21 protein-coding genes and 1 tRNA gene are annotated in these 22,095 nt (G+C 64.7%); 4 read left to right on the top strand and 18 right to left on the bottom strand.

Annotated features, from left to right (window positions below; translation table 11 throughout):
• The 3 genes from ACFSQT_RS25235 to rsfS all read right to left on the bottom strand — a co-directional run bounded on the left by ACFSQT_RS25235 (nt 1) and on the right by rsfS (nt 2,376).
• On the bottom strand, nt 1-1,344 hold the full coding sequence (locus ACFSQT_RS25235) for a murein hydrolase activator EnvC family protein (RefSeq protein ID WP_379023248.1): 1,344 nt from the start codon (nt 1,342-1,344) through the stop codon (nt 1-3).
• Nucleotides 1,345-1,488: 144 nt separating this feature from the next.
• Nucleotides 1,489-1,971 (bottom strand): 23S rRNA (pseudouridine(1915)-N(3))-methyltransferase RlmH, encoded by a 483-nt coding sequence (gene rlmH / locus ACFSQT_RS25230; protein WP_379023246.1) that lies wholly within the window; start codon nt 1,969-1,971, stop codon nt 1,489-1,491.
• 27 nt (nt 1,972-1,998) lie between these two features.
• Entirely contained in the window at nt 1,999-2,376 is a 378-nt protein-coding gene (gene rsfS / locus ACFSQT_RS25225; RefSeq protein WP_379023244.1) for a ribosome silencing factor, read from the bottom strand.
• A gap of 243 nt (nt 2,377-2,619) precedes the next feature.
• Between rsfS and ACFSQT_RS25220 the strand changes: the two genes are divergently transcribed.
• A complete protein-coding gene (locus ACFSQT_RS25220; protein ID WP_379023242.1) occupies nt 2,620-3,471 on the top strand; it encodes a mechanosensitive ion channel family protein in 852 nt (283 codons plus the stop codon).
• Here ACFSQT_RS25220 and ACFSQT_RS25215 read toward each other — a convergent pair whose 3' ends face one another.
• The 5 genes from ACFSQT_RS25215 to obgE form a co-directional block, all read right to left on the bottom strand.
• A complete protein-coding gene (locus ACFSQT_RS25215; RefSeq protein WP_379023240.1) occupies nt 3,472-4,770 on the bottom strand; it encodes an MFS transporter in 1,299 nt (432 codons plus the stop codon). It lies immediately after the preceding gene.
• A gap of 104 nt (nt 4,771-4,874) precedes the next feature.
• Entirely contained in the window at nt 4,875-5,462 is a 588-nt protein-coding gene (locus ACFSQT_RS25210; RefSeq protein ID WP_379023451.1) for a nicotinate-nucleotide adenylyltransferase, read from the bottom strand.
• A gap of 138 nt (nt 5,463-5,600) precedes the next feature.
• A complete protein-coding gene (locus ACFSQT_RS25205) occupies nt 5,601-6,887 on the bottom strand; it encodes a glutamate-5-semialdehyde dehydrogenase (protein ID WP_379023238.1) in 1,287 nt (428 codons plus the stop codon).
• Nucleotides 6,888-6,890: 3 nt separating this feature from the next.
• Nucleotides 6,891-8,084, bottom strand: coding sequence for a glutamate 5-kinase (gene proB / locus ACFSQT_RS25200; protein WP_379023236.1), 1,194 nt, complete (start codon nt 8,082-8,084; stop codon nt 6,891-6,893).
• 4 nt (nt 8,085-8,088) lie between these two features.
• On the bottom strand, nt 8,089-9,120 hold the full coding sequence (gene obgE, locus ACFSQT_RS25195; RefSeq protein WP_379023234.1) for a GTPase ObgE: 1,032 nt from the start codon (nt 9,118-9,120) through the stop codon (nt 8,089-8,091).
• Nucleotides 9,121-9,251: 131 nt separating this feature from the next.
• On the opposite strand from obgE, the gene ACFSQT_RS25190 reads away from it, so the two are divergent.
• A complete protein-coding gene (locus tag ACFSQT_RS25190; protein ID WP_379023232.1) occupies nt 9,252-10,121 on the top strand; it encodes an endonuclease/exonuclease/phosphatase family protein in 870 nt (289 codons plus the stop codon).
• 7 nt (nt 10,122-10,128) lie between these two features.
• Here the strand turns inward: ACFSQT_RS25190 and ACFSQT_RS25185 are convergent, their stop codons facing one another.
• The 4 genes from ACFSQT_RS25185 to ACFSQT_RS25170 form a co-directional block, all read right to left on the bottom strand.
• Nucleotides 10,129-10,680 carry a GNAT family N-acetyltransferase gene (locus ACFSQT_RS25185; protein WP_379023230.1) on the bottom strand — a complete coding sequence of 184 codons (552 nt, stop codon included), beginning with the start codon at nt 10,678-10,680 and terminating at the stop codon, nt 10,129-10,131.
• 3 nt (nt 10,681-10,683) lie between these two features.
• Nucleotides 10,684-11,271, bottom strand: coding sequence for a GNAT family N-acetyltransferase (locus tag ACFSQT_RS25180; RefSeq protein WP_379023228.1), 588 nt, complete (start codon nt 11,269-11,271; stop codon nt 10,684-10,686).
• 119 nt (nt 11,272-11,390) lie between these two features.
• On the bottom strand, nt 11,391-11,660 hold the full coding sequence (gene rpmA, locus ACFSQT_RS25175; protein WP_013529063.1) for a 50S ribosomal protein L27: 270 nt from the start codon (nt 11,658-11,660) through the stop codon (nt 11,391-11,393).
• A 98-nt stretch (nt 11,661-11,758) separates the two neighbouring features.
• Complete coding sequence (locus tag ACFSQT_RS25170; RefSeq protein WP_379023225.1) at nt 11,759-12,427, bottom strand: 50S ribosomal protein L21; 669 nt, start codon at nt 12,425-12,427, stop codon at nt 11,759-11,761.
• A 404-nt stretch (nt 12,428-12,831) separates the two neighbouring features.
• Here ACFSQT_RS25170 and ACFSQT_RS25165 point away from each other — a divergent pair.
• Nucleotides 12,832-12,921, top strand: a tRNA-Ser gene (locus tag ACFSQT_RS25165).
• A 140-nt stretch (nt 12,922-13,061) separates the two neighbouring features.
• Here the strand turns inward: ACFSQT_RS25165 and ACFSQT_RS25160 are convergent.
• From ACFSQT_RS25160 to recQ, 3 genes are all read right to left on the bottom strand, one after another.
• Nucleotides 13,062-14,005 (bottom strand): IS630 family transposase gene (locus ACFSQT_RS25160; protein WP_379018015.1). Its coding sequence is split into 2 segments (ribosomal slippage): nt 13,062-13,669 and nt 13,669-14,005, totalling 945 coding nucleotides; the frame shifts between segments, so codons are not numbered across the junction.
• Between the two features lie 120 nt (nt 14,006-14,125).
• Nucleotides 14,126-15,871, bottom strand: coding sequence for an adenylate/guanylate cyclase domain-containing protein (locus ACFSQT_RS25155; protein WP_379023223.1), 1,746 nt, complete (start codon nt 15,869-15,871; stop codon nt 14,126-14,128).
• A gap of 431 nt (nt 15,872-16,302) precedes the next feature.
• Entirely contained in the window at nt 16,303-18,144 is a 1,842-nt protein-coding gene (gene recQ / locus ACFSQT_RS25150) for a DNA helicase RecQ (protein ID WP_379023221.1), read from the bottom strand.
• Between the two features lie 263 nt (nt 18,145-18,407).
• On the opposite strand from recQ, the gene ACFSQT_RS25145 reads away from it, so the two are divergent.
• Nucleotides 18,408-19,829 (top strand): coniferyl aldehyde dehydrogenase, encoded by a 1,422-nt coding sequence (locus ACFSQT_RS25145; RefSeq protein ID WP_379023219.1) that lies wholly within the window; start codon nt 18,408-18,410, stop codon nt 19,827-19,829.
• Between the two features lie 231 nt (nt 19,830-20,060).
• Here ACFSQT_RS25145 and ACFSQT_RS25140 read toward each other — a convergent pair whose 3' ends face one another.
• The 3 genes from ACFSQT_RS25140 to kduI are packed head-to-tail and all read right to left on the bottom strand — an operon-like array spanning nt 20,061 to nt 22,040.
• Nucleotides 20,061-20,417, bottom strand: coding sequence for a cupin domain-containing protein (locus ACFSQT_RS25140; protein ID WP_379023217.1), 357 nt, complete (start codon nt 20,415-20,417; stop codon nt 20,061-20,063).
• A gap of 10 nt (nt 20,418-20,427) precedes the next feature.
• Entirely contained in the window at nt 20,428-21,192 is a 765-nt protein-coding gene (gene kduD, locus ACFSQT_RS25135) for a 2-dehydro-3-deoxy-D-gluconate 5-dehydrogenase KduD (protein ID WP_379023215.1), read from the bottom strand.
• Entirely contained in the window at nt 21,189-22,040 is an 852-nt protein-coding gene (gene kduI / locus ACFSQT_RS25130; RefSeq protein WP_379023213.1) for a 5-dehydro-4-deoxy-D-glucuronate isomerase, read from the bottom strand. Before kduI ends, kduD begins: the two co-directional genes overlap by 4 nt.
• Nucleotides 22,041-22,095 lie beyond the last annotated feature (55 nt).

The following is a 22,095-nucleotide window of genomic DNA, read 5'->3' as shown; positions in this document are numbered from 1 at the left end:
TCACGTCCTTCCAGAAAAACGGTCCGCCCACCATGGGGCCGGATCGACGGGTTTTCCATCCTTGCGAAACTCGACATAGAGTTCCGGTGTGGCATTTCCATTCTTCGAAACCGAGGTGCTCGCCACCCGGGCCTCTCCCATCGCGCCGACCGGCTCTCCTGCGAGCACTGACTGGCCGGTCACGACGCTGATTCTGCTCATCCCCGCCAAAACGACATGATACCCGTCGCCTGCGTTCAGGATCAAGAGTTGACCATAAGAGCGAAACGGCCCCGCATAAAGCACATTCCCATCCGCCGGCGCCGTGACGATGGCTCCCGATTGTGTCGCAACCATGTCGCCAAGCATCACTGCGCCGTTACCGTCATCGGCGCCGAATCGCCGTTTGATGCGGCCGGTCACCGGCAGTGCGATCTGCCCCTGCAGTGCTGAAAAGGGTGCCGCTGCGGCAAGTCGATTGCCTTCCGGCACGGGTAGGGACGCCAGTTCTGTCGGCGCCTCCGCCGGCGTCGATGTCTTGTCGCTGTCCGCCGTCTTTTGCTCGGCGGCCTTGGCCGCATCGGCTGCCTTGCGGCTCTTGTCGGCTTCGAGCGACGCGATCAATTCCTTCAGGCTGCCGGCCTTGGCGGCCAGCGCCTCGGACCGCTGCTTTTCAGCGGCCATTTGCGTTTGCGTATCGGCTTCCAGCTTCTGCTTGGCCTCCAACAGCATGCCGAGCCGCTTCTTTTCCGCCGTCTGGTCGCCGACCGCCGCCGTCAGCCGTGCTCTTTCGGCCTCGATCGAGGCCGTGACCCGGGACTGCTCCTTGAGATCGGCCAGCAGGCTATCGGTCTGCTGACGCAGTTCCGGCACCACGGCGCCGAGCAGGATGGCGCTGCGCACCGACGACAGCGCGTCCTCCGGCTTGACCAGGATCGCCGGCGGCGGGTTGAGCCCCATGCGCTGCAGCGCGCCCAGCACTTCGGCCAGCACGTCGCGCCGTGCCGCCAGCGAGGCGCGGATCTTCTCTTCCCGGCTTTTCAACCCTTCCAGCCTGGCGCCGATGTCCTCGATGTCCTGGCCGAGCTTCTGCTCGGTCATCGCCGACTGGATCAGCGCGGCGGTGATCGAGGCATGGTCTTTCTTGATCGTCGCTATGTCGGCGGCGAGCTTGGCCAGGCGCTCGGACGACAGCGTGATCTCCTTCGAGACCTGTTCGTATTCGGCGCGGCTCTGGTCGGGATCGGGAGCAAGGTCGAGCGTGTTTTCGGCACGCGCCGCATGCAGCGACAGCACGACCACCGCCGCCGCGATGCCGCAGCGCGTGCGCCATGAGCTCGTCCCTGATTTCCAGTCTTCAGACATTGAAGCCAGACTCTATGCGTGGCTTCGTTAACGAACAATCAACCATGTTCGAAAGCCCCCCTAAACCATGTTCGAGAGCCCCAATTGGCGCAGTCTGGCGACGCATTGGGGCGGAAATCCGTGCGGGACGCGCCATTCACCGGTTTAAGAACGATGATAGGGATGGCCGGACAGGATGGTCGCGGCCCGGTACAGCTGCTCCCCCAGCATCACGCGCACCAGTTGGTGCGGCCAGGTCAGCAATCCGAATGACATCACCAGGTCCGCTTGATCGCGCAGCGACTGGTCGTGACCGTCGGCGCCGCCGATGGCAATGACCAGCGCCTTGCGGCCGCCATCGCGCAGCAGGCCGATTCGTCCGGCGAAGTCTTCGGAGGAAAAGCTTTTGCCGCGTTCGTCGAGCAGGATCAGCGCCGTGCCCGGCTGCAGCTGCCCCTGCAGCTTCTGGCCTTCCTCGCGCCGGCGCTCGTTGGCGGTCTGGGCGCGCCCTTCGGCGATTTCCGCCACGCCGGCAAATTCGAGCCCCACCGCCGGGCCGCTCTTGGCAAAGCGCTCGAAATAGCGGTCGGCGAGCTGCTTCTCGGGGCCGGCTTTCATCCGGCCCACGGCATGAACTGATATCTTCATCCTCGCCCTATAAGCCGCGTGAACGACTTAGTGGAGGGTTTCTTCCTCGAGATCCGGCGCCTGCCACATCTTTTCGAGATTGTAGAATTCGCGGACTTCTGGACGGAAGACATGGACGATGATGTCGCCCGAATCGATCAGGACCCAGTCGGCGCCTGCCAGCCCCTCGACGCGCGCGGTGCCGAGGCCGGCATCCTTGAGCGTCTTGAGCAGGTGATCGGCGACAGCCGAGACATGACGGTGCGATCGGCCCGACGCGACGACCATGTAGTCGCCGAGGCTCGATTTCCCCTGAATGTCGATTGAGACGATGTTTTCGGCCTTGGAGTCTTCCAGACTGGCAAGGACTGTCTTGATGGCGCGGGACACGGCGTCGTTTACGCTGATCCCGGCCGGCGAAGGCATGATATCGGCCTTCTTCCGCAGTGCTGTTCTCAGTGTATTTCCTTTCGCAGCAAGAACAACCAAATCACCCCCAAAAGCAGGTGACGCCTCTTAGATAGGCAGAGTTCCGTTGCAGTTTCAAGACGGCGACCTGTCGCGCACGAACGTATTGTCGGTCCCGCGGTTCCACCGCATGCCGAAAAAGATCGGAACCCATGGCGTCCGCATGGGTTATCGGCGCACCGACCAACCGGATTTCCCCCAATGCCGATCGACCCGCAGAACACCCTTGCCACCGTCCAGACCGGCCTCGCGCAGCTCAGCACGCTGATCGTTTCCTACTCCTTCTCGGCCATCGGTGCCGTGATCCTTCTAGTTGTCGGCTACATCGTCGCCGGCCTCGCCGAACGTTCCATCTCCGCCGGCCTCGGCCACATCCATGGTTTCGACGCGACATTGCGGCATTTCTTCTCCAAGATCGCCCGCTATGCCATCCTGATCCTCGTCGCGATCATGGTGCTCGGCCAGTTTGGCGTGCAGACGGCGTCGATCATTGCCGCCATCGGCGCCATCGGTCTGGCCATCGGCCTGGCGCTGCAGGGCACGCTGCAGAACATTGCCGCCGGCATCATGCTTCTGGCGCTGCGGCCGTTCCGCATCGGCGAATCCATCGAGGTCGGCTCGATTGCCGGCTCGATCGAGGAGATCGGCCTGTTCGCGACGAAGCTCATGACCGCCGACGGCGTCTACATCCTGGCCCCCAATTCGACGCTGTGGAACCAGCCGGTGCGCAACTTCTCACGCAACGGCGTGCGCCGCAGCGACATCACGCTCTCGATCGGCTCCTGGAACGACATCGACCGCGCCCAGAAGACGCTGCTTGCCATTGCCGGCGCCGAGCGCCGGGTCAAGCGCGACCCGGCGCCGATCGCTTTCGTCGCGACGTTGGGTGAAAGCACGGTCTCCATCGCCTTGCGCTACTGGACATCGGCCGCGGATTTCTTTGCCACGCAGACCGATCTCACCAAGCGTGCCAAGCAGGAATTCGACGCAGAAGGCATATCGATCCCGCTGCCGCCGCCCGAAGCGCCAGCACCGGAAGCCCGCCGGCAGTAATCAGTCGCCTCTGTGCCGATCCTGCTCGTCCGGCGCGAAGGCCAGTTCCACCGGCAAGGGCGCCTGCGCCGTCATCGGCGCGAAACTGCCGGTCTCGGCGGCGGGGACAGCCTGCGTCGTCACCACGCGCCAAAGCACGAACAGGCAGAAGGCGCAGGCGATGACAACAGCCACATAGATGAAGGCCTGCGTCCCGAAGACGGCCGACAACGCTGTCACGATGCCTGGCACGATGAAGCCTGAAAGCGACCAGGCAAACAACAGCGAGCTGGACAGCGCCACCATGTCGTCCTTGCCGGCGCGGTCGGCCGCATGCGCGCTGGCCAGCGAATAGATCGATTCCGAGGCGCCATCCCAAACGATATAGATCACCACCAGCGCCGCCAGCGCGCCGCCATCGAACCCGAGCGCGCACAGGCCGGCGACCATGGCGAGCGCGGATGCCACGATCAGCACATAGCGGCGGTCGGTGCGGTCGGAGATCCAGCCGAGCGGGACCTGCAGGATCAGCGTGCCGAGCGGCATCGCCGAAAGCAGCAGCGCGACGTCGGCCTGGCTGTAGCCCTTGGCCGTGGCATGGATCGGCGCGAAGCCAGAGATCGACATCGACAGGCCGCCGACCGCAAGCATGCCTGCAACGCCGACCGGCGAAATCCGCCACGCCCGGCGAAGCGCCACGGAGGCGGCGTGCGGCGCCGGCGGCTGGGCGAGCCTGGTCAGCCCCACCGGCAGGATCGACAGCGCCGTGAAGGCGATGCCGATCAGCGGCGCGTCCGCGGTCCTGATGTCGACGAGAGCCAGCGTCGCATAGCCGACGCCGAGCCCGGCGACATAGGCAACGTAGAAGAACGCCATCACCCTGCCGCGGATGGCATTGGCGACGGCATCGTTGAGCCAGCTCTGCGCGACGATGAACAGGCCGCAGATGGCGAAGCCGTAGAGCGCGCGGGCGGCGATCCACAGCAACGGATGCGGGCCGGCGCCGACGGCGGCGTTGGCCAGCGCGATCAGCGCCGACAGCACCATGAAGGCACGGGCATGGCCGACCCTTCGCACCAGCGGTCCGGTCAGGATGCAGCCGGCAAGGCCACCGGCCGAAAGTCCGGTGATGATCAGCCCGGCCCAGGTCGGATCGAAGCCCTCGGCGCCGAGCCGGACCGGGATATAGGCAAACATCAGCCCATTGCCGACGGCGATCAGCGCCATCGACGCGATGACGCTGGCAATCGCGATCAGCGGCGTGGGCGGGCTGTTGCGGTCAGGATCGATCTCAGTGTGGGTATTTGCGAGAGTGGCCATACTCGCGCAGCATCGCCCAGCCTATGGCGAAAAGCCGCTGCAAAAGCGACATCAGCGGTCTTGCCTTCCCCCCCTTGTGGGGGAAGGGGAAGTCGGTGCAAATCCTATCCCTTCGCCAGCTGGCGGATCGCGCTCGACGACAGCGACGAGCGCGGGCCGTGGATGAAGGTCCAGGCCGGCGCCTTCATGCGGGCGAGCCTTGGCGCGTCGCCCTCGTCGACGCGGGCATAGTCGAAGGTCTTGGCGACGACCGACGACAGGAACGACAGTGTCGCGCCCGGACGGTCGATGACCGCGATCGGGAAGGTCATGACGATCTCGCGCCAGCGCTGCCAGTGATGGAAGTCGCGCAAGCTGTCGGCGCCCATGATCCAGACGAAGTCGACGCCGGGATTGCGCGCCTTGACCAGCGCCAGCGTATCGGCGGTGTAGCGGACGTGATGCGCCGCCTCGAAGGCGGTGACCTTGATCTTCGGGTTCTTGGCGATCTGCTCCGAGAGTTGCAACCGCTCGGCTAGCGGCGCCAGTTCGCGCGTGCTCTTCAGCGGATTGCCGGGCGTCACCATCCACCACAACTGGTCGAGCGCCAGGCGTCTGAGCGCAATCTCGGCCACCAGCGCGTGACCGGCATGCGGCGGATTGAACGAGCCGCCGAACAGGCCGACGGCCACGCCCCTGCCGGCATGCGGCATTTTCAGATAGCGGGAGGAAACAATGGGCTGGGGCGATGACAGCATGGCGCTAATCGCCCCTCTTGAGGGGGAGATGCCCGGCAGGACAGAGGGGGGTGGCTGGGCGCAAGGGGCCTCAGGCTCTAACGACGAAAAGCTTCAAGGCCTCACCTGTCCCGATCCGCGCACGCGGTATTTGAAGGAGGTCAATTGCTCGACGCCGACTGGCCCGCGCGCATGCATCTTGCCGGTGGCGATGCCGATCTCGGCGCCCATGCCGAACTCGCCGCCATCGGCGAACTGCGTCGAGGCGTTGTGCAGCAGGATCGCCGAATCGATCTCATTGAAGAACCGCTCGACCGCCTGCGCGTCCTCGGCGACGATCGCTTCGGTGTGATGCGAGGAGAACGTCTCGATATGCTCGATCGCGCCGGCGACACCGTCGACCAGCTTCACCGCGATGATGGCATCGAGGTACTCGGTCACCCAGTCGAGATCAGTGGCGGGCTTCGCGTCGGAAAATGCCTTCAGCACATCGGCATCGGCATGGATCTCGCAGCCGGCGGCGCGCAGTGAGTCGAGGATCGGCACCAGATGGGTGGCGGCAACGGCGCGATCGACGAGCAGCGTCTCAGCGGCACCGCAGACGCCGGTGCGCCGCATCTTGGCGTTGACGGCGATCCGCACCGCCATGTCGAGCTTTGCCGAGCGGTCGATGTAGAGATGGCAGATACCTTCGAGATGGGCGAAGACCGGCACCCGCGCCTCGGCCTGCACCCGCCCGACAAGGCTTTTTCCGCCGCGCGGAATGATAACGTCGAGCGTACCGTCAAGGCCTTTGAGCATCTCGCCGACGGCGGCCCGATCGGTGGTCGGCACCAGCTGGATGGCGTCTTGCGGCAGGCCGGCGGCCTTCAATCCCTCGACCAGACAGGCATGGATGGCGGCCGACGAATTGAGCGAATCCGAACCGCCGCGCAGGATCACCGGATTGCCGGCCTTGAGGCAGAGCGCGCCGGCATCCGCCGTGACGTTCGGCCGGCTCTCGTAGATGACGCCGACGACGCCGAGCGGCGTGCGCACGCGCTCGATATGCAGGCCGTTCGGCCGATCCCATTCGGCGATGACGTCGCCGACTGGATCGCGCAATTCGGCGATCTCGCGGATACCTTCGGCCATGGCGCGGATGCGCGCCGGATCGAGCTTCAGCCGGTCCATGAACGAAGCCGAAAGCCCCGACTCCTCGCCATTCGAGACATCGATGGCGTTGGCGTCGAGAATATCCCGTTCGCGGGCGACGATCGCCTCGGCCATGGCGACAAGTGCAGCGTTCTTGGCGGCGGTCGTGGCGATGGCCAGCGGTCGGGCGGCAGCGTGGGCACGGCGGCCGATATCGGCCATCAGCGCCACCGTGTCATCCCCGGATTTTTCATGCAGCTTCAGCATGGCTCATCCTCCGCTCGATACTTCGTCACCGGCCCGTACCTGGTCACCGGCCCGTACTTGGTCACTGGCCCGTACTTGGTCACTGGAATGACTCACCACAAGGTCGTCGCGGTGGATCATCGCCGAACGCGCCTCATAACCGAGCACGGTTTCGATCTCGGCCGTCTTCAGGCCAGCGATCCTTACGGCATCGGCGGCATCGTAGGCAACCAGCCCGCGCGCGATCTCGCGGCCTTCGGGCGACAGGATCGCCACCGTGTCGCCGCGCGAAAAATTGCCGCTGACCAGCTTGACGCCGGCCGGCAGCAGCGACTTGCCCGACAGCAGCGCGCCGATGGCGCCGGCATCGACCGTCAGCCGGCCGGCCGGTTCGAGCTGGCCGGCGATCCAGGTCTTGTAGCCCTTGACCGGATTGCTGCTCGGCCGGAAGAAGGTGGCGCGTTCGCCGCGTTCGATGGCCATCAGCGGCGACAGCCGCGTGCCCGACGTGATGATCATCGCGGTGCCGGCGGCGGTGGCGATCTTGCCGGCATCCAGCTTTGTCCGCATGCCGCCGCGCGACAGTTCGGACGCGGCCGCGCCCGCCATCGCCTCGATGTCCGGCGTGATGCGATCGACCAGCGGAATGAACTTTGCGCCGGGATCCCGCGCCGGCGGCGCGGTGTAGAGCCCGTCAATGTCGGAAAGCAGCACCAAAAGGTCGGCGCCCATCATCGTCGCCACACGGGCGGCCAGCCGGTCATTGTCGCCGTAGCGGATTTCGGAGGTCGCCACCGTGTCGTTCTCGTTGATGACCGGCACCGCCTTCATCTTGAGCAGCGTCGAGATCGTTGCCCGCGCGTTGAGATAGCGGCGGCGCTCCTCGGTGTCGCCGAGCGTCAGCAGGATCTGCCCTGACTTCAAGGCGCCCTTGCCGAGCGCATCCGACCAGGCGCCGGCGAGCGCAATCTGTCCGACGGCCGCCGCAGCCTGGCTTTCCTCGAGCTTCAGGGCCCGTTTGCCGAGGCCAAGGATGGTGCGGCCAAGCGCGATGGCACCGGACGAGACGACCAGGATTTCAGCGCCGCCCTGGGCCAGCACCGCAATGTCGTCGGCGAGCGAGGCCAGCCAGTCGCGCTTCAGGCCCGCCGTGCGGTCGACCAGCAATGCCGAGCCGATCTTGACCGTGATGCGCCGGTATGTCTTCAGCGACTGCATGGCCTTACTTTTCCCAGCGCGTCTCGACCGGAGCGGCGATCTGCGCGCGTGCCTCGGCCACCACCGCCATCAGCGCCCGCAGCACCGCCTCGACGCCTTCGCCGGTGACGGCCGACAACAGCATCGGCGCGTGGCCGGCGGCGCGCTTCAGCGACGCGACCTTCTTCTTGCGCGCATCGGCATCGAGCGTGTCGACCTGGCTGAGCGCCACGATCTCGACCTTCTCGGTCAGGCCGTTGCCATAGGCGTCGAGTTCGGCGCGCACGGTCTTGTAGGCCTTGCCCGGGTTTTCCTCCTGCGCTGACACCAGGTGCAGCAGCACGCGCGTGCGTTCGACATGGCCGAGAAAGCGGTCGCCGATGCCGACGCCCTCATGCGCGCCTTCGATCAGGCCGGGAATGTCGGCGATGACGAATTCGCGCGCATCGATGCGGGCAACGCCAAGACCGGGATGCAGCGTCGTGAACGGATAGTCGGCGATCTTCGGCTTGGCCGCGGTGACGGCGGCCAGGAATGTCGACTTGCCGGCATTGGGCAGCCCGACCAGCCCGGCATCGGCGATTAGCTTCAGCCGCAGCCAGATGTTGAGCTCCTCGCCCGGCAGGCCGGGATTGGCGCGGCGCGGCGCCTGGTTGGTCGAGGTCTTGAAATGCTGGTTGCCGAAGCCGCCATTGCCGCCCTTGGCGAGCAGAAAGCGCTGGCCGACCACGGTCAGGTCGCAGATCAGCGTCTCGTTGTCCTCCTCGAACACCTGCGTCCCGGCCGGCACCTTCAGCGTGACGTCGGCGCCCTTGGCACCGGTCATGTTGCGGCCCATGCCGTGGACGCCGGTCTTGGCCTTGAAATGCTGCTGGTAGCGGTAGTCGATCAGCGTGTTCAGCCCGTCGACCGCTTCCAGCCAGACATCGCCGCCGCGGCCGCCATCGCCGCCGTCCGGTCCGCCGAACTCGATGAATTTTTCGCGCCGGAACGACACCGAACCGGCGCCGCCGTCACCGGAGCGTATGTAGACCTTGGCTTGATCGAGAAATTTCATGGCTTGTGCAGTTTCTGCTAGTGGCTTTGCGGCATTGCTCTAAATCTGTGGCCTTGCTCTAAACCAAGGCGCGGCGAAGGGCGAGGCCGTTTTGTGACAATGGCCGTGAGGGATCGGCCGGAGGGCGCGGAATGAAGCTTGTAACCTACAACGTCCAGTACGGCATCGGCCTCGACGGGCAGTACAATGTCGAGCGCGTCACCGACGCCGTGCGCGGCGCCGACGTGATCGCGCTGCAGGAGGTGACCCGCAACAATCCCCGGAATGGCGGCCGCGACATGGTCGCCGAGATCGGCGAGGCATTGCCCGACTATTTCGCCGTCTATGGCAGCAATTTCGAGGCCAATATCGGCTCGCGCATCGAGAACGGCCGCGCCATCACCACGACTTTCCAGCTCGGCAACATGGTGTTGTCGAAGACCCCCATTCATCTGTCGCGCAACCTGCTTTTGCCGCGCAGCCGCAGCTTCGAGATGATGAACTTCCAGCGCGGCGCGCTGGAGGCGCTGATCGAGACGCCGCTTGGTTTCATCCGCTTCTATTCCATCCATCTCGATCACCGCAGCCCGGTCGAGCGCGCCCGCCAGATCCAGTTCCTGCGCCGACGCCTGCTGAACTATGCGCTCGAAGGTGGCGCCTTGTCCGGCGTCGCCGAGATCGGCCTGCCGGAATTGCCGCATCCGGAAGCCTTTGTCGGCATGGGCGATTTCAACATGCTGGCCGGCTCGCCCGAATATGTCGAACTCGCCGGCCGGCCGGACCATGAATTCGGCATGCCGCTGACCGCTGACTTTGCCGTCGATGCCGCCTTGCGCCTCAACGTCGCCGGCGACGACCTCGTCAGCTGGGTCGATCCCAAGCAGCCCGCCAATGCCAGCCGCCACAAACGCATCGACTATGTCTTCACCAGCGCTTCGCTTGCCAGATCCCTGAAACGTCTGTGGGTCGACCGGCAAGCGGTCGGTTCGGACCACCTGCCGGTGTGGGTCGAACTGGGCTGATGGCTCTTCATCCGGCTGCGTTTTCGCGTTCGACGATCGCCATCACGATCGTATCGAGGTATTCCCCGTCGATACAGACGGCGTCGCGCTGCACACCCTCCCTGACAAACCCGACCTTGTCGTAAAGAGAGATGGCGCGAGCATTGTCGGAATGCACGGAAAGTTCCACGCGGACAAAGCCGGCCTTGCGTGCTTGCGCCAAGGTCGCATTGATAAGCCGCAGTCCGAGGCCACGCCCGCGATAGGAAGGAACAACCGCCATTCCGAGGCTGCCGCGATGACCATGTATGAGCCGGTCATGGCGTGAGATATCGCACCAACCGACGACCTCGCCACGAACAACGGCCACGAAGCCTGGTTCGCCCTTCCCGATCCGGTCCAATACGAATCGTCGGGTTTGATCCAGTGGTGGCGCCTCGAGGAAGGACAGGTACTTTCGCTCACGCGCAACGAGATCAAGCGCGCGATGAAAGCTTTCGACATCCCCGGCCGTTATCGGCGCGATCGCGACCGTTTCAATATCGCTGCTGTCATCAACCATTGGCTTGACCGGCGCCATCCATCAAAAGTGCACCCAGTTCCTGAGACTGGTCCAGGTCTTCCTGTCGAGCCGGTAGCGCTCGACCGGCACCTGGCCGGCGACGATCGAGTTCAGCATGCCCTGGCCGGCATACTGGAAGCCGCACTTGTGGATCACGCGCCGCGAGGCCGGATTGATGACCCGCGTCGAGGCATGCAGCACCTGGATCGAAGTCTTCTGGAAGGCGAGGTCGACCAGCGCATGGGCGGCTTCCGTCGCATAGCCCTTCTTCCAGTAAGGCTCACCGATCCAGTAGCCGAGCTCCAGCCCGCGATCGGTGGTGTTGAGACCGGCGCAGCCGACGAAGGTGTCGGTGCCGGCCAGCGTCAAGGCATAGGCGATGCCGGCACGGCGCGACTTGGTCATGGCAAGGAAGGCGCGTCCCTCGGCCTCGCCATAGGGGTGCGGCATGCGGGCCAGCATTTCGGCGATATGGCGATTATCGGCGAGTTCGACCAGTTGCGCGATGTCGCCTTCGCCGGGCGCCCGCATCACCAGCCGCTCGGTGACAAGGACCGGGCAGTCTATCGCGTAACTTTCGTCGTCGGTGTCTTCCGCTTCGGCAACCATTTGCAAGTCCTCCAGGCCAAGAAAAAGGGGAGATGGAAACCCATCTCCCCTGATCCTTTTCCTGGCTTTGCCAGACACCGGTTCCCGAGATGGGTGCCGGTGTTCTAGTGCGGAACCGGCTACTCCGCGGCTTTGGCAATCGGGTTGACCGATACGTAGGTTCGGCCATTGGCTTTTTTGTTGAAGGTCACGGCGCCGGTTTCGAGCGCGAAAAGCGTATGGTCAGTGCCCATGCCGACATTGACGCCCGGATGCCAGGTCGTGCCGCGTTGACGAATGATGATGTTGCCCGGGATGACGGCTTCGCCGCCGAACTTCTTCACGCCCAGACGCTTGGAATGCGAGTCGCGACCGTTGCGCGACGAGCCGCCAGCTTTCTTGTGTGCCATCTAACTAACTCCGTTGCGCCGCAAGGCGCCTAAAAGGCCTTATGAACGCGTTCGCGTTCCGTTTCAAGTCCGATTCCGGCGACCTGATCGCCAGAAAATTACTTCGCCGCCAATTCCTTGGCCTGCTCGCGCCAGTCCTTGATCTGGTCGGCGCTGAAGGGCATGTGCTCGTCGATCTTGGCGACATCCTTGTCGCTCAGCTTGGCGAGCTGGGCGAAGGTGATGATGCCCTGTTCGGCGAGGTCCTTGGCAGCGACCGGGCCGATGCCCTTGATCACGGTCAAATCGTCCGGCTCGCCCTTCGGCGCCTTGAACAGCGGCGCTGCCGCGGTCTCGGCTGCCTTTGCCTTGGGCTCCTTCTTCGGCGCGGCTTCCGCCTTCGCTTCAGTGGCGGCCTCTGCCTTGGCTTCCTTCTTCGGCGCCTTGACGGCTGCCGTCTTCGTCGGCTTGGCGCCACCCAGCAGGATCTCGGAGATCCGCACGGTGGTCAAAAGCTGGCGATGGCCGATCTTGCGGCGCGAATTCTGCCGGCGGCGCTTCTTGAAAGCGATGACGGTGCGGTTCTTGCCCTGCTCGACGACTTCGGCGGTGACAACCGCGCCATCGACGAACGGCGCGCCGAACGTGACATTCTCGCCCTCGCCATGCGCGAGCACGTGGCCGATCTCGACGATATCGCCGACACTGGCTTCGACTTTTTCGATCTTCAGAAGATCGTTGGCGGCAACGCGATACTGCTTGCCACCCGTTTTAATGACTGCGAACATTTTTTGCCTTTCGCTGTTCGGTCGGCCTTGATGAACCGCCTGAGGCAGTTCAGCCGTCTTTTTGTCAGTCTGCGGGTTCAAAAAACAAGCGGCGCGGAAGAACCCTCCACGCCGATTGCGCGCTGTCCCTAACCGAAGGTTGGGTGCAAGTCAAGGCGAAGCCGCTGCCGAGACAGTTATTAGCTCGGCAAGCATCTGGCCATGTCGACATGACTGCATAGCGTCACCGTCGTCGGCAGCCAAGGATGCGTGGGTGGCCGGGATTCCGTGTGGACCTGACCGTAAACACCAGTGGCGAATCCGCCGCGTGTCCGGGAAGCCAAATAACTCACGGATTGGCCTTGTAACCTGCCCGTTCAGCCGTTATCTAGTGCGCCGCGCCGGCAACGGCCGACCATGACCGCGGAGAGGTGGCAGAGTGGTCGAATGCACCGCACTCGAAATGCGGCATGGGTGCAAGCCCATCGGGGGTTCGAATCCCTCCCTCTCCGCCAGTCTCGCAATAGGCCCTCTAACCATCTGAAAAGCCTTCACTTCCTAGGCTGCATCCAAATAGAGGTGCCCCACGAGTGTTCGACGCGAACCCAACAGAGTGATCGCCGGCTGTTCACGGCTGCTCTAGAGCACGTCCGGTTTAATCTGGGTCATAACCTGCGGCCTTGAAGTAGTTCTGGCATTCGGCTGGGGTGAAGAGGTCGACGAGCGATCCGACGGCGGTCCACAGGGCTGTGATTGTCCTCTCGGCTTTGGCCCGCATAAGAGCCTTGAGTTTTGAGAAGGCGTTTTCGATCGGATTGAAGTCGGGGCTGTAGGGCGGCAGGAACATGAGCCTCGCGCCGGTCGTCTCGATTGCATCGCGAACGCCGGCGGCCTTGTGGGCGGGAAGGTTGTCCATCACGACGATGTCGCCCTCCGACAGGGTCGGGACCAGCACCTGCTCGACATAGGCCAGGAATACGTTGCCGTTCATGGCGCCGTCATAGACGAACGGGGCGGTCATGCCCGTCAGCCGCAGTGCGCCGGTGAAGGTGGTGGTTTTCCAATGGCCGTGCGGCACGCCCGCCCGGCAACGCTCACCGCATGGCGCACGGCCCCGCAGCCGGGCCATCTTGGTCGATAGTCCAGTTTCATCGATGAACACCAGCTTTGCCGGATCGAGATCGAGTTGGCCGTCGAACCACGCACGACGGCGCTTCAGGATGTCGGGACGATCCTGCTCCAGTGCATGTGCGGACTTTTTTTGAACGTCCAGCCGTGCCGGCCAAGCCAGGCGCTTAAGGCGCTGCGACTGATCCGAGCCGATCGCTCGACCGCCAGCCGCTCTACCATCTCGTTCAGCGTGATGTCCTTGCGCTCATCGATCAACCCCACGATGAAGGCTTTATGCGCATCGAGGCTGGACGCGCGTCGACGGCCTTGCGGCCGCGGCGTCCGCTCGCCGATCTTCGCCCGTGCGATCCACCGGATTGCACTCGATATGCCGACGCCGAACCGCGCCGCCGCCTGCCGGGCAGACATGCCCGCGTCCGAAGCCTTCAAGACCCGCGATCGAAGATCGTCGCTCAGTGCTCTTCCCATCATCCACCTCATCAAAGTGGATGTTGAATCACCCGCGAAGCCCGACGTCACATCACAATCGATTCATTGATCGCGGGACGTGCTCTAGGCGCTCAGTCCTCGGACAAGCGGGCTCGACGATCACTCCGGCACGCCGGAGATGCCCAGCGCCTCGACGTAACGCTCGGCGAACACCTTGTCCAGCCACGGGTTGATCTGTCTCTGCAGGGTGAGCGTGTAGGTCGGAAACGCCTCCATCAGCCGCCGCGCCGCCGCCTGCGCCTCGTCCAGCCGGTTGAGTTTGACCAGCGCCATGATCACCACCCGGTGCGAGGAGCCGTAGTTCGGCATCTCGTGCAGCGCGCGTTCTCCCCATGCCAGCGCTTCCTCGTAGCGCTCGAGCATCAGGTAGCTCATCCCGATGCCGGAGAGCGCGATGCCCTTCTCGGGGTCGACCGGGCTCAGCCGCATTGCCCTGTGAAAGTGCTCGATCGCGATGAGCGGGCGGCTGCAATGTGCGTTCACCCAGCCGCTGCCGGTATGGCCCTGGGCCGAATTGGGGTTGAGCAGCAGGGATCGTTCGATCGCGCCCAGCGCCATCTCGTAGTCCTTCGCGCTGTAGGCGATCACCTGCGCGGCGAAGCGCAGGCTTGTCGGGTCGTCGCGCGCTTCCGCCAGGATCTCGCGCGCCATGCGCACGGCGACTCGGACATCGTCGGGCTCGTGCCAGCACTGGCTCACGGACAGGCTGCGGATATAGGCGCCGAGTCCCTTTGCCAAGTTGAAGCCAGGGTCGATGCTGAGCGCCTCGTTGGTGAGCCGGCGCACGTCGGCAAAGCCTTCGCGCGTCATGCTGTAGAAGCGCGGCAGCGCGCGTAGTAAGAGGTCGTAGGCGCTGATGTAGTCGGTCGGCTTCATGCGCGCCTGCTTGATCTCCTGCAGCCGGATGCTCGGCTCGACAGCGCCGACGACGCTCTCGGTCACCTTATCCTGCAGGTCGAAGATGTCGCTCAAGTCGCCCTCGAAACGGTCGGCCCAGACATGGTGACCGCTGATCGCGTCCACCAACTGCCCACTGATGCGTACCCGCGATCCTGCTCTGCGGATGCTGCCTTCGAGCACGTAGCGGACGCCCAGCTCGCGCCCGACCTGGCGCAGGTCCACCGCCCGGCCCTTGTAGGTGAAGGACGAGTTGCGGGCGATCACGAAGAAGGAGTTCACCCGGCTCAATCCCGTGATGATGTCCTCCACCAGCCCGTCGGCGAAGTATTCCTGGTCGGGGTCGCCGCTCATGTTGGTGAAAGGCAGAACCGCGATCGAGGGTTTCTCGGGCAGGGCAGGCGGTGCAGCCACCGAGGCGCTGGCGTCGGTCTCGACGCGGTAAGCGCGCACAGGCCGCTCGATGTTCTTGAGGCGCAGGTCGCCGAGCGGCGTGAAGCCGCAGTCGAGCTTGCCTTGAAGGTGGTCGTAGGCGGTGCCCGAGACGACCACGGTGCCGGGATCGGCGATGCTTTCGAGGCGAGCGGCGATGTTGACCCCATCGCCGTAGAGGTCGCCGTCCTCCTCGCAGACCACGTCGCCGAGATTGATGCCGATGCGCAAGCGTATCCGCTCTTCCTCGGGCGTCTCCGCCTCGTGTTCTGCCAGGGCCTGCTGGATCGCCATCGCCGAGGTCACCGCGTTAACGACGCTCGCGAACTCGCACAGCATGCCGTCGCCGGTGAGCTTGACGATCCGACCCTGGTGCTCGGAGACCAGCGGTTCGAGGAGGCCCTTGCGGTAGATCTTCAGCCGCTCGAGCGTGCCGCGCTCGTCGCGCTCCGTCAGGCGCGAATAGCCGACCACGTCGCAAGCCAGGATCGCTGCGAGGTGCCGCTGCGTGGTCATTTCACCGCTCAGCCAAGCGCCTGCACGCGGGCCGCCCCGCGTCCATGTCCTGCCAACTGCCAGACGCCTCCCGTGCATGGTCTCCATCTCTCCCAGTCTCCGCACGTCGCCGATACAGAACGGAGAACGCGGTTTGACCTTGCCTTCACAAGATTTCGCTATCCCGCTTGCGAGGCGTGGAGCGCTCCGGTCGCCGCGCCAACAGCCAACCGACGACACGCCCACGCAGCCTCTGGGGACGTTGAAACGCCACTCCTCCCAGAAGGTCGGAGATTTTTCCTGCCCTGTGTAACCGGTTGACGCCACCGTGGCGGTGCTTTTGTATCGGGCAGGCATCACAACAGACGTTCGCGCTTTGAGGTGCTGAGGTCGGCAAGTGGCGCAACGCTGCCGTCCGACGCCGGAGTGCGTCCACTTGAGGCGTGTCGCCCTCAGCCCGCCCCATCCGCCTGATGCCCCGCGATCGCGCTCAGAAAAACCGCCCCGAACTCCTTGAGCTTCGCCGCCCCCACGCCGTTCACTTCGGCGAAGGCGTCGAGGTCGCGCGGGCGGCGCTCGGCCATGTCGATCAGCGTGCGATCGGAAAACACCACATAGGCCGGCACCTGGCGCTCCTTGGCCAGCCGTAGCCGCAGCGCCTTGAGCGCGGCGAGCAGCGAAGCATCCACGCCTTCCATGTCGGTGGCGGAGCCCTGGGCGGAACGCATCTTGCGCAAGGCGCGGTCGCGCACCTCGACGCGGTAGTGGAACGACATCTCGCCACGGCCAAGCGCATGGCCCTTTTCGGCGATGGCGAGGCCGCCATGGCCGCCCGGATCCGGCGCCAGGAAACCGCCCGCGCCAAGCTGCCGGATCAGCGAAAGCCAGAAATCCTTCTTGTGCGCCAGTCCGCTGCCGAAGCTGGCTAGCTTCTGGTGGTTCCTGGCCAGCACCTTCTCGGTTTCATGACCGAGCAGAATGTCGATGACATGGCCAGCACCGAAGCGTTCTCCACTCTGCGCCATCGCCGCCAGGATGATCCGCGCCTCCGCCCCGCCATCGGCACGCGGCGCCTGGTCGAGGCAGGTGTCGCAATTGCCGCAAGGCTGCGCTTCCTCGCCGAAATAGCCAAGCAGCACCTGGCGGCGGCACTGCGCCGTCTCGCAATAGCCGATCAGCGTATCGAGCCGGCCGTGGGAACGCCTTTTGTGCTCCACCGGCGCATCCTCGTCGTCGATGAACAGACGCCGCATGCGGATATCGCCGAGGCCGAACAGCATATGCGCCTCGGCCGACCGCCCGTCGCGGCCGGCGCGCCCGATTTCCTGATAGTAGGCCTCCAGGCTGCCCGGCAGATCGGTGTGGAAGACATAGGCGACGTCGGGCTTGTCGATGCCCATGCCGAAGGCGATGGTCGCCACCATGACGACGCCGGAGAGCGTCATGAAAGCGTTTTGATTCGCCTCACGCGCGTCCTTGCTCATGCCGGCATGGTAGGCGAGCGCGGTGATGCCGTTCTTCTCGAGAAAGGCTGCCATCTCTTCCGTCTTCTTGCGCGACAGGCAATAGACGATGCCGCTGCGGCCGGGGTGACGCTCGACGAAGCTCAGCAACTGCCGCTTGCTGTCCTGCTTGGCCGCGATGCCAAGCTTGATGTTCGGCCGGTCGAAGCCCAGCACCAGGGTCTCGACGCGCTCGGCGAACAGCCGCGCCTCGATGTCGGTGCGCGTGCCCTCGTCCGCCGTCGCCGTCAGCGCGATGATCGGCACGTTGGGGAAGATGCCGCGCAGCCGCGACAGATCTTCATATTCGCGCCGGAACGCCGGCCCCCATTGCGAGATGCAATGCGCCTCGTCGACGGCGATCAGGCTGACGTCGAGCCTGGCCAGCGCGTCGAGCATCCGCTCGGTCATCAGCCGTTCCGGCGCGAGATAGAGCAGGCGCGTCTGGCCGGCCGCGACGCGGCGCCAGGCGGCGACATTGGCCTCGCGGTCGAGCGAGGAATTGATCGTATCGGCGGCCACGCCAGCAAGGCGCAAGGCGGCGACCTGATCCTGCATCAGCGCCACCAGCGGCGAAACGACGATGGTCAGCCCGCCCAGAACCAGCGCCGGCACCTGGTAGCACAGCGATTTGCCCGCACCCGTCGGCATGACGGCCAGAACATGACGCCCGGCCAGCAGCGCATCCATGACATCGGCCTGGCCGGGACGGAAATCGTCAAAGCCGAACACGTCCTTCAGGACGCGCCGCTTGGGATCCTCGGCCCGAATGCTCGCTGCCTGTGCCTGCATCAGTCGGACACCGGGCTGGAAGCGATTTTTGCTGGATTGGAGAGGATGTGAAAACCGATCAAAAGGACTCTCCGCGTGACGCCTTGGAGTAGCGCAGCAATCATCCAACCACAACGCCCTTTCAAGGAACCGGATAATGCCCGATCTTGCTAAAGGCTTGTCCCTTCCCTTGCGACACCCGCACCCGCGCTGGATTCCTTCGCAGGCTGCGATGTCAGCTTCTCCCGACCAAGGCAACATGCCTTTAGGCCAGGGAGGGCGCGATGCTGCAGACCAGACAGGATGTTCTCGGCGAGCGGTTCCAGTCGCAGCGAGCCGCCTTCGAGGCGCAACCTTTCCCGGACATTGGCGTCCGCAAGGACCACCTGAAGCGCCTGCTGACCCTGACCGAGCGGCATGAGGCCGACATCTGTGCGGCGATCGACGCCGACTTCGGCGGCCGCTCGGTGCACGAAACGCGGCTTGCGGAGCTGTTTGTCGTCCGCGCCGGCATCCGCCACACGCTGTCCCATCTGAAAGGCTGGATGCGCGAACGTCGCGTTGCCACCACCATGCCGTTCCTGCCGGGCAGAAATCGCCTCGTCCCGCAGCCGCTCGGTGTCGTCGGCATCGTCTCGACCTGGAACTACCCCTTCCAGCTCGCCGTCGCGCCGGTAACGGCGGCCCTTGCCGCCGGCAATCGCGTGCTTGTGAAACCTTCCGAACTGACGCCGGCTTTTTCCGCCTTGCTGGCGCGACTGGCCGGCGAACATTTCGCACCCGATGAGCTCAGCGTCATCACCGGCGATGCCGAGTTGGGAAAGGCCTTCGCGTCGATGCCTTTCGATCACCTGCTGTTCACCGGCTCGACGGCGGTCGGCCGCCAGGTCGCGATCGCAGCGGCCGCCAACCTGACCCCTGTCACGCTCGAACTCGGCGGCAAGTCACCGGCAATCTTCGATCCGTCCTGCGACCTCGATGCGGCGGCGGCCAGCATCGCCTATGGCAAGCTGCTGAATGCCGGGCAGACCTGCATCGCACCGGACTATCTGCTGGTGCCGAAGGGACAGGCCGGCGCCGTTGCCGCGAAGCTCGCGACGGCGATAGCGCGGCTCTACCCGACCTTGCGCGACAACCCCGACTATACCGCGATCATCAGCGACCGGCATTATCAGCGCCTGCGCGAGATGATCAATGAAGCCCGCGATGCGGGCGCCGAAGTCGCCGAAATCAACCCGGCCGGCGAGGCGTTCGGCGCCGCCAGCCGGAAGTTTCTGCCGACCCTGGTCCGCAATGCCAGCCCGAACCTGCGGCTGATGCGCGAAGAGATTTTCGGCCCGGTGCTGCCGATCGTCGAATACGCCGTCATAGACGAGGCGATCGACCACGTGAACCGCGCGGATCGTCCGCTGGCGCTCTACTGGTTCGGTCGCGACAGCGGCAATCGTCAGCGCATCCTGCGCGAGACGATCGCCGGCGGCGTCACCATCAACGACTGCATGCTGCATCTGGTGCAAGAGAACCAGCCCTTTGGCGGTGTCGGCGCCAGCGGCATGGGCGCCTATCACGGCGAATGGGGCTTCCGCACCTTCAGCAAGCAGAAACCGGTTTTCCTGCAGTCGCGGCTGAGCGCGGGAGGCTTGCTGCGTCCGCCCTACGGCAAGACGTTCGAGCGGCTTTTCAGCCTGCTCCGGCACATCACCTGACCGAAGGCAGCCATCGGTTGTACGGCGCATTAATCTTATCTTCACCACGATGCGGCAGGCTTCACATCCTGCGGTCATGTCTTGAGTACCGCGGCGCCACAAGCGCCCAGGCAACAACCCGCGCCTCTTTTGGGGCGCGGGTCATTCGCCCGCTCGATCTCCCAGATTTGGCTAGGCAAGTCCTCGGCTAAAGCATGATGCCGAAAAGTGTGAAGCGGTTTTCGGACGACATCATGCTCTACCTCTTTGATTTAGAACAAGAAAGTCGGCGCGGCGCGGCGTAAAGCTGTCGACCAGCCGCCCCGCTTCCAGTGCCTTGACGCCGTGCACCAGGCCGGACGGCACGATGAAGCTGCCGCCGGGCTCGAGGATTTCCGTCCGGCCGTCGATGGTCACCTCGAAGCGGCCTTCAGCGACGTAGCTTGCCTGGACATGCGGGTGCGAATGCAGGGCACCGACGCCACCCTTGTCGAAGCCGAATTCGACCATCATCAGTTCGTCGGTATGCAGGAGAACACGCCGCCTGTTGCCGTCCGGCGTCGCCGTCCAGGCGGCCTCACCGGCATGCGCGAAAATCTTTTCAGTCATCGTTATCTCCTCATCGCGCCAGCCAGCCGCCATCCACCGGCACCACCGCGCCATGCATGTAGTTCGACGCCGGCGCCAGCAGGAAGACGGCGGCGTCGCCAATGTCGCCCGCCTCGCCCCAGCGACCGGCCGGGATGCGTGCCAGGATGGCGGCACTGCGGTCGGGATCGGCACGCAGCGCCTGCGTGTTGTTGGTCTCGATATAGCCCGGCGCTATGGCGTTGACGTTGATGCCCTTTGCCGCCCATTCGCAGGCGAGCAATCTGGTGATGCCGAGCACGCCATGCTTCGAAGCGGTGTAGGACGCGACGCGGATGCCGCCCTGGAAGCTCAGCACCGAAGCGATGTTGACGATCTTGCCCTGGCGTCCGCCGGCAAGCGCGCGCCTGGCGAAGGATTGGCAGAGCAGGAAGGCGGTCTTCAGGTTGACGTCCATGACATCGTCCCAATCGGTCTCGGTGAGATCGACGGCATCGGCACGCCGGATGATGCCGGCATTGTTGACCAGCCCGTCGAGCGGGCCGCCCTCGTCCCAGACCCGGTCCAGCATCGGGCCGGCGGCGGCCGTGTCGGCAAGGTCGGCGCTCACCGCCTCGAACTGCCCGCCGACCGCGGCGACCTTGCTTGCCGTATCGTCCATCGGTGAGCGGCCGACGCCGATCACCACGCCGCCAGCGCGCGCGATCGAGATGGCAATGCCTTGACCGATGCCGGTGTTGGCGCCGGTGACCAGGATGCGCTTGCCGGCCAGGCTGAAGGCGGAAAGATCGCTCACCGCAATTCGTCCATCGCCACCAGGTCGACATCGGTATAGTCGACGTTGTCGCCGGCCATCGCCCAGATGAAGGCATAGTTAGACGTGCCGGCGCCAGAATGGATCGACCAGCCCGGCGACACTACCGCCTCCTCGTTGCGCATCACCAGATGGCGTGTTTCGTCCGGCTCGCCCATGAAGTGGAAGACGCGCGCCGCCTCGGCCAAGTCGAAATAGAGATAGGCCTCCATGCGCCGGTCATGCACATGGCATGGCATGGTGTTCCACACCGAGCCGGGCGCCAACTGGGTCATGCCGACCACCAGCTGGCAGGTTTTTGCGCCGTCGGCATGGATGAACTGGAAGATCGAGCGTTCGTTGCAGGTCGCTTGACTGCCAAGGTCGAGGCGTTTGGCGTCGCCGATGCGGATCAGCCGGCTGGGATAGCCCTGATGCGCCGGCGCGCTGAGCAGGTAGAATTTGGCCGGCGTGGCTTTGTCCGCCGAGGCGAATGAGACGTCGTTGGTGCCCATGCCGAGATAGAGCATGTCGCGCGCCTGCAATTCGAAGGACTGACCGCCGGCCTCGATGACACCTGCGCCACCGATGTTGACGGCGATCAGCTCGCGGCGATCGAGAAAATCCCCGGTCCCGGTCGGCTTGATCGCCTGCAGTTGAAGCGGTGCCGCCACCGGCACGGCGCCGCCGACGATCATGCGATCATAGTGGGTATAGGTCAGGCTGATGCGGCCGGGCTGGAACAGGTCTTCAATATGGAAGTTGTGGCGCAGTTCGTCCGTTCCCATGGCCGCGGCGGCGGCAGGGTCGATGGCGAAGCGCGATGTGTAGTTGGTTTGACTCTGGCTCATTGCTGTCCTGTCTTAAGATGGGCTGTCCTGTCTTGAGATGGTCATTCGCCGGCAG

Origin of the sequence: Mesorhizobium calcicola (assembly GCF_042682105.1) — a bacterium.
Lineage (GTDB): Bacteria > Pseudomonadota > Alphaproteobacteria > Rhizobiales > Rhizobiaceae > Mesorhizobium > Mesorhizobium calcicola.
The sequence above is the reverse complement of the archived record's forward strand: the minus strand, read 5'-3'. Positions and strand labels throughout refer to the sequence as shown.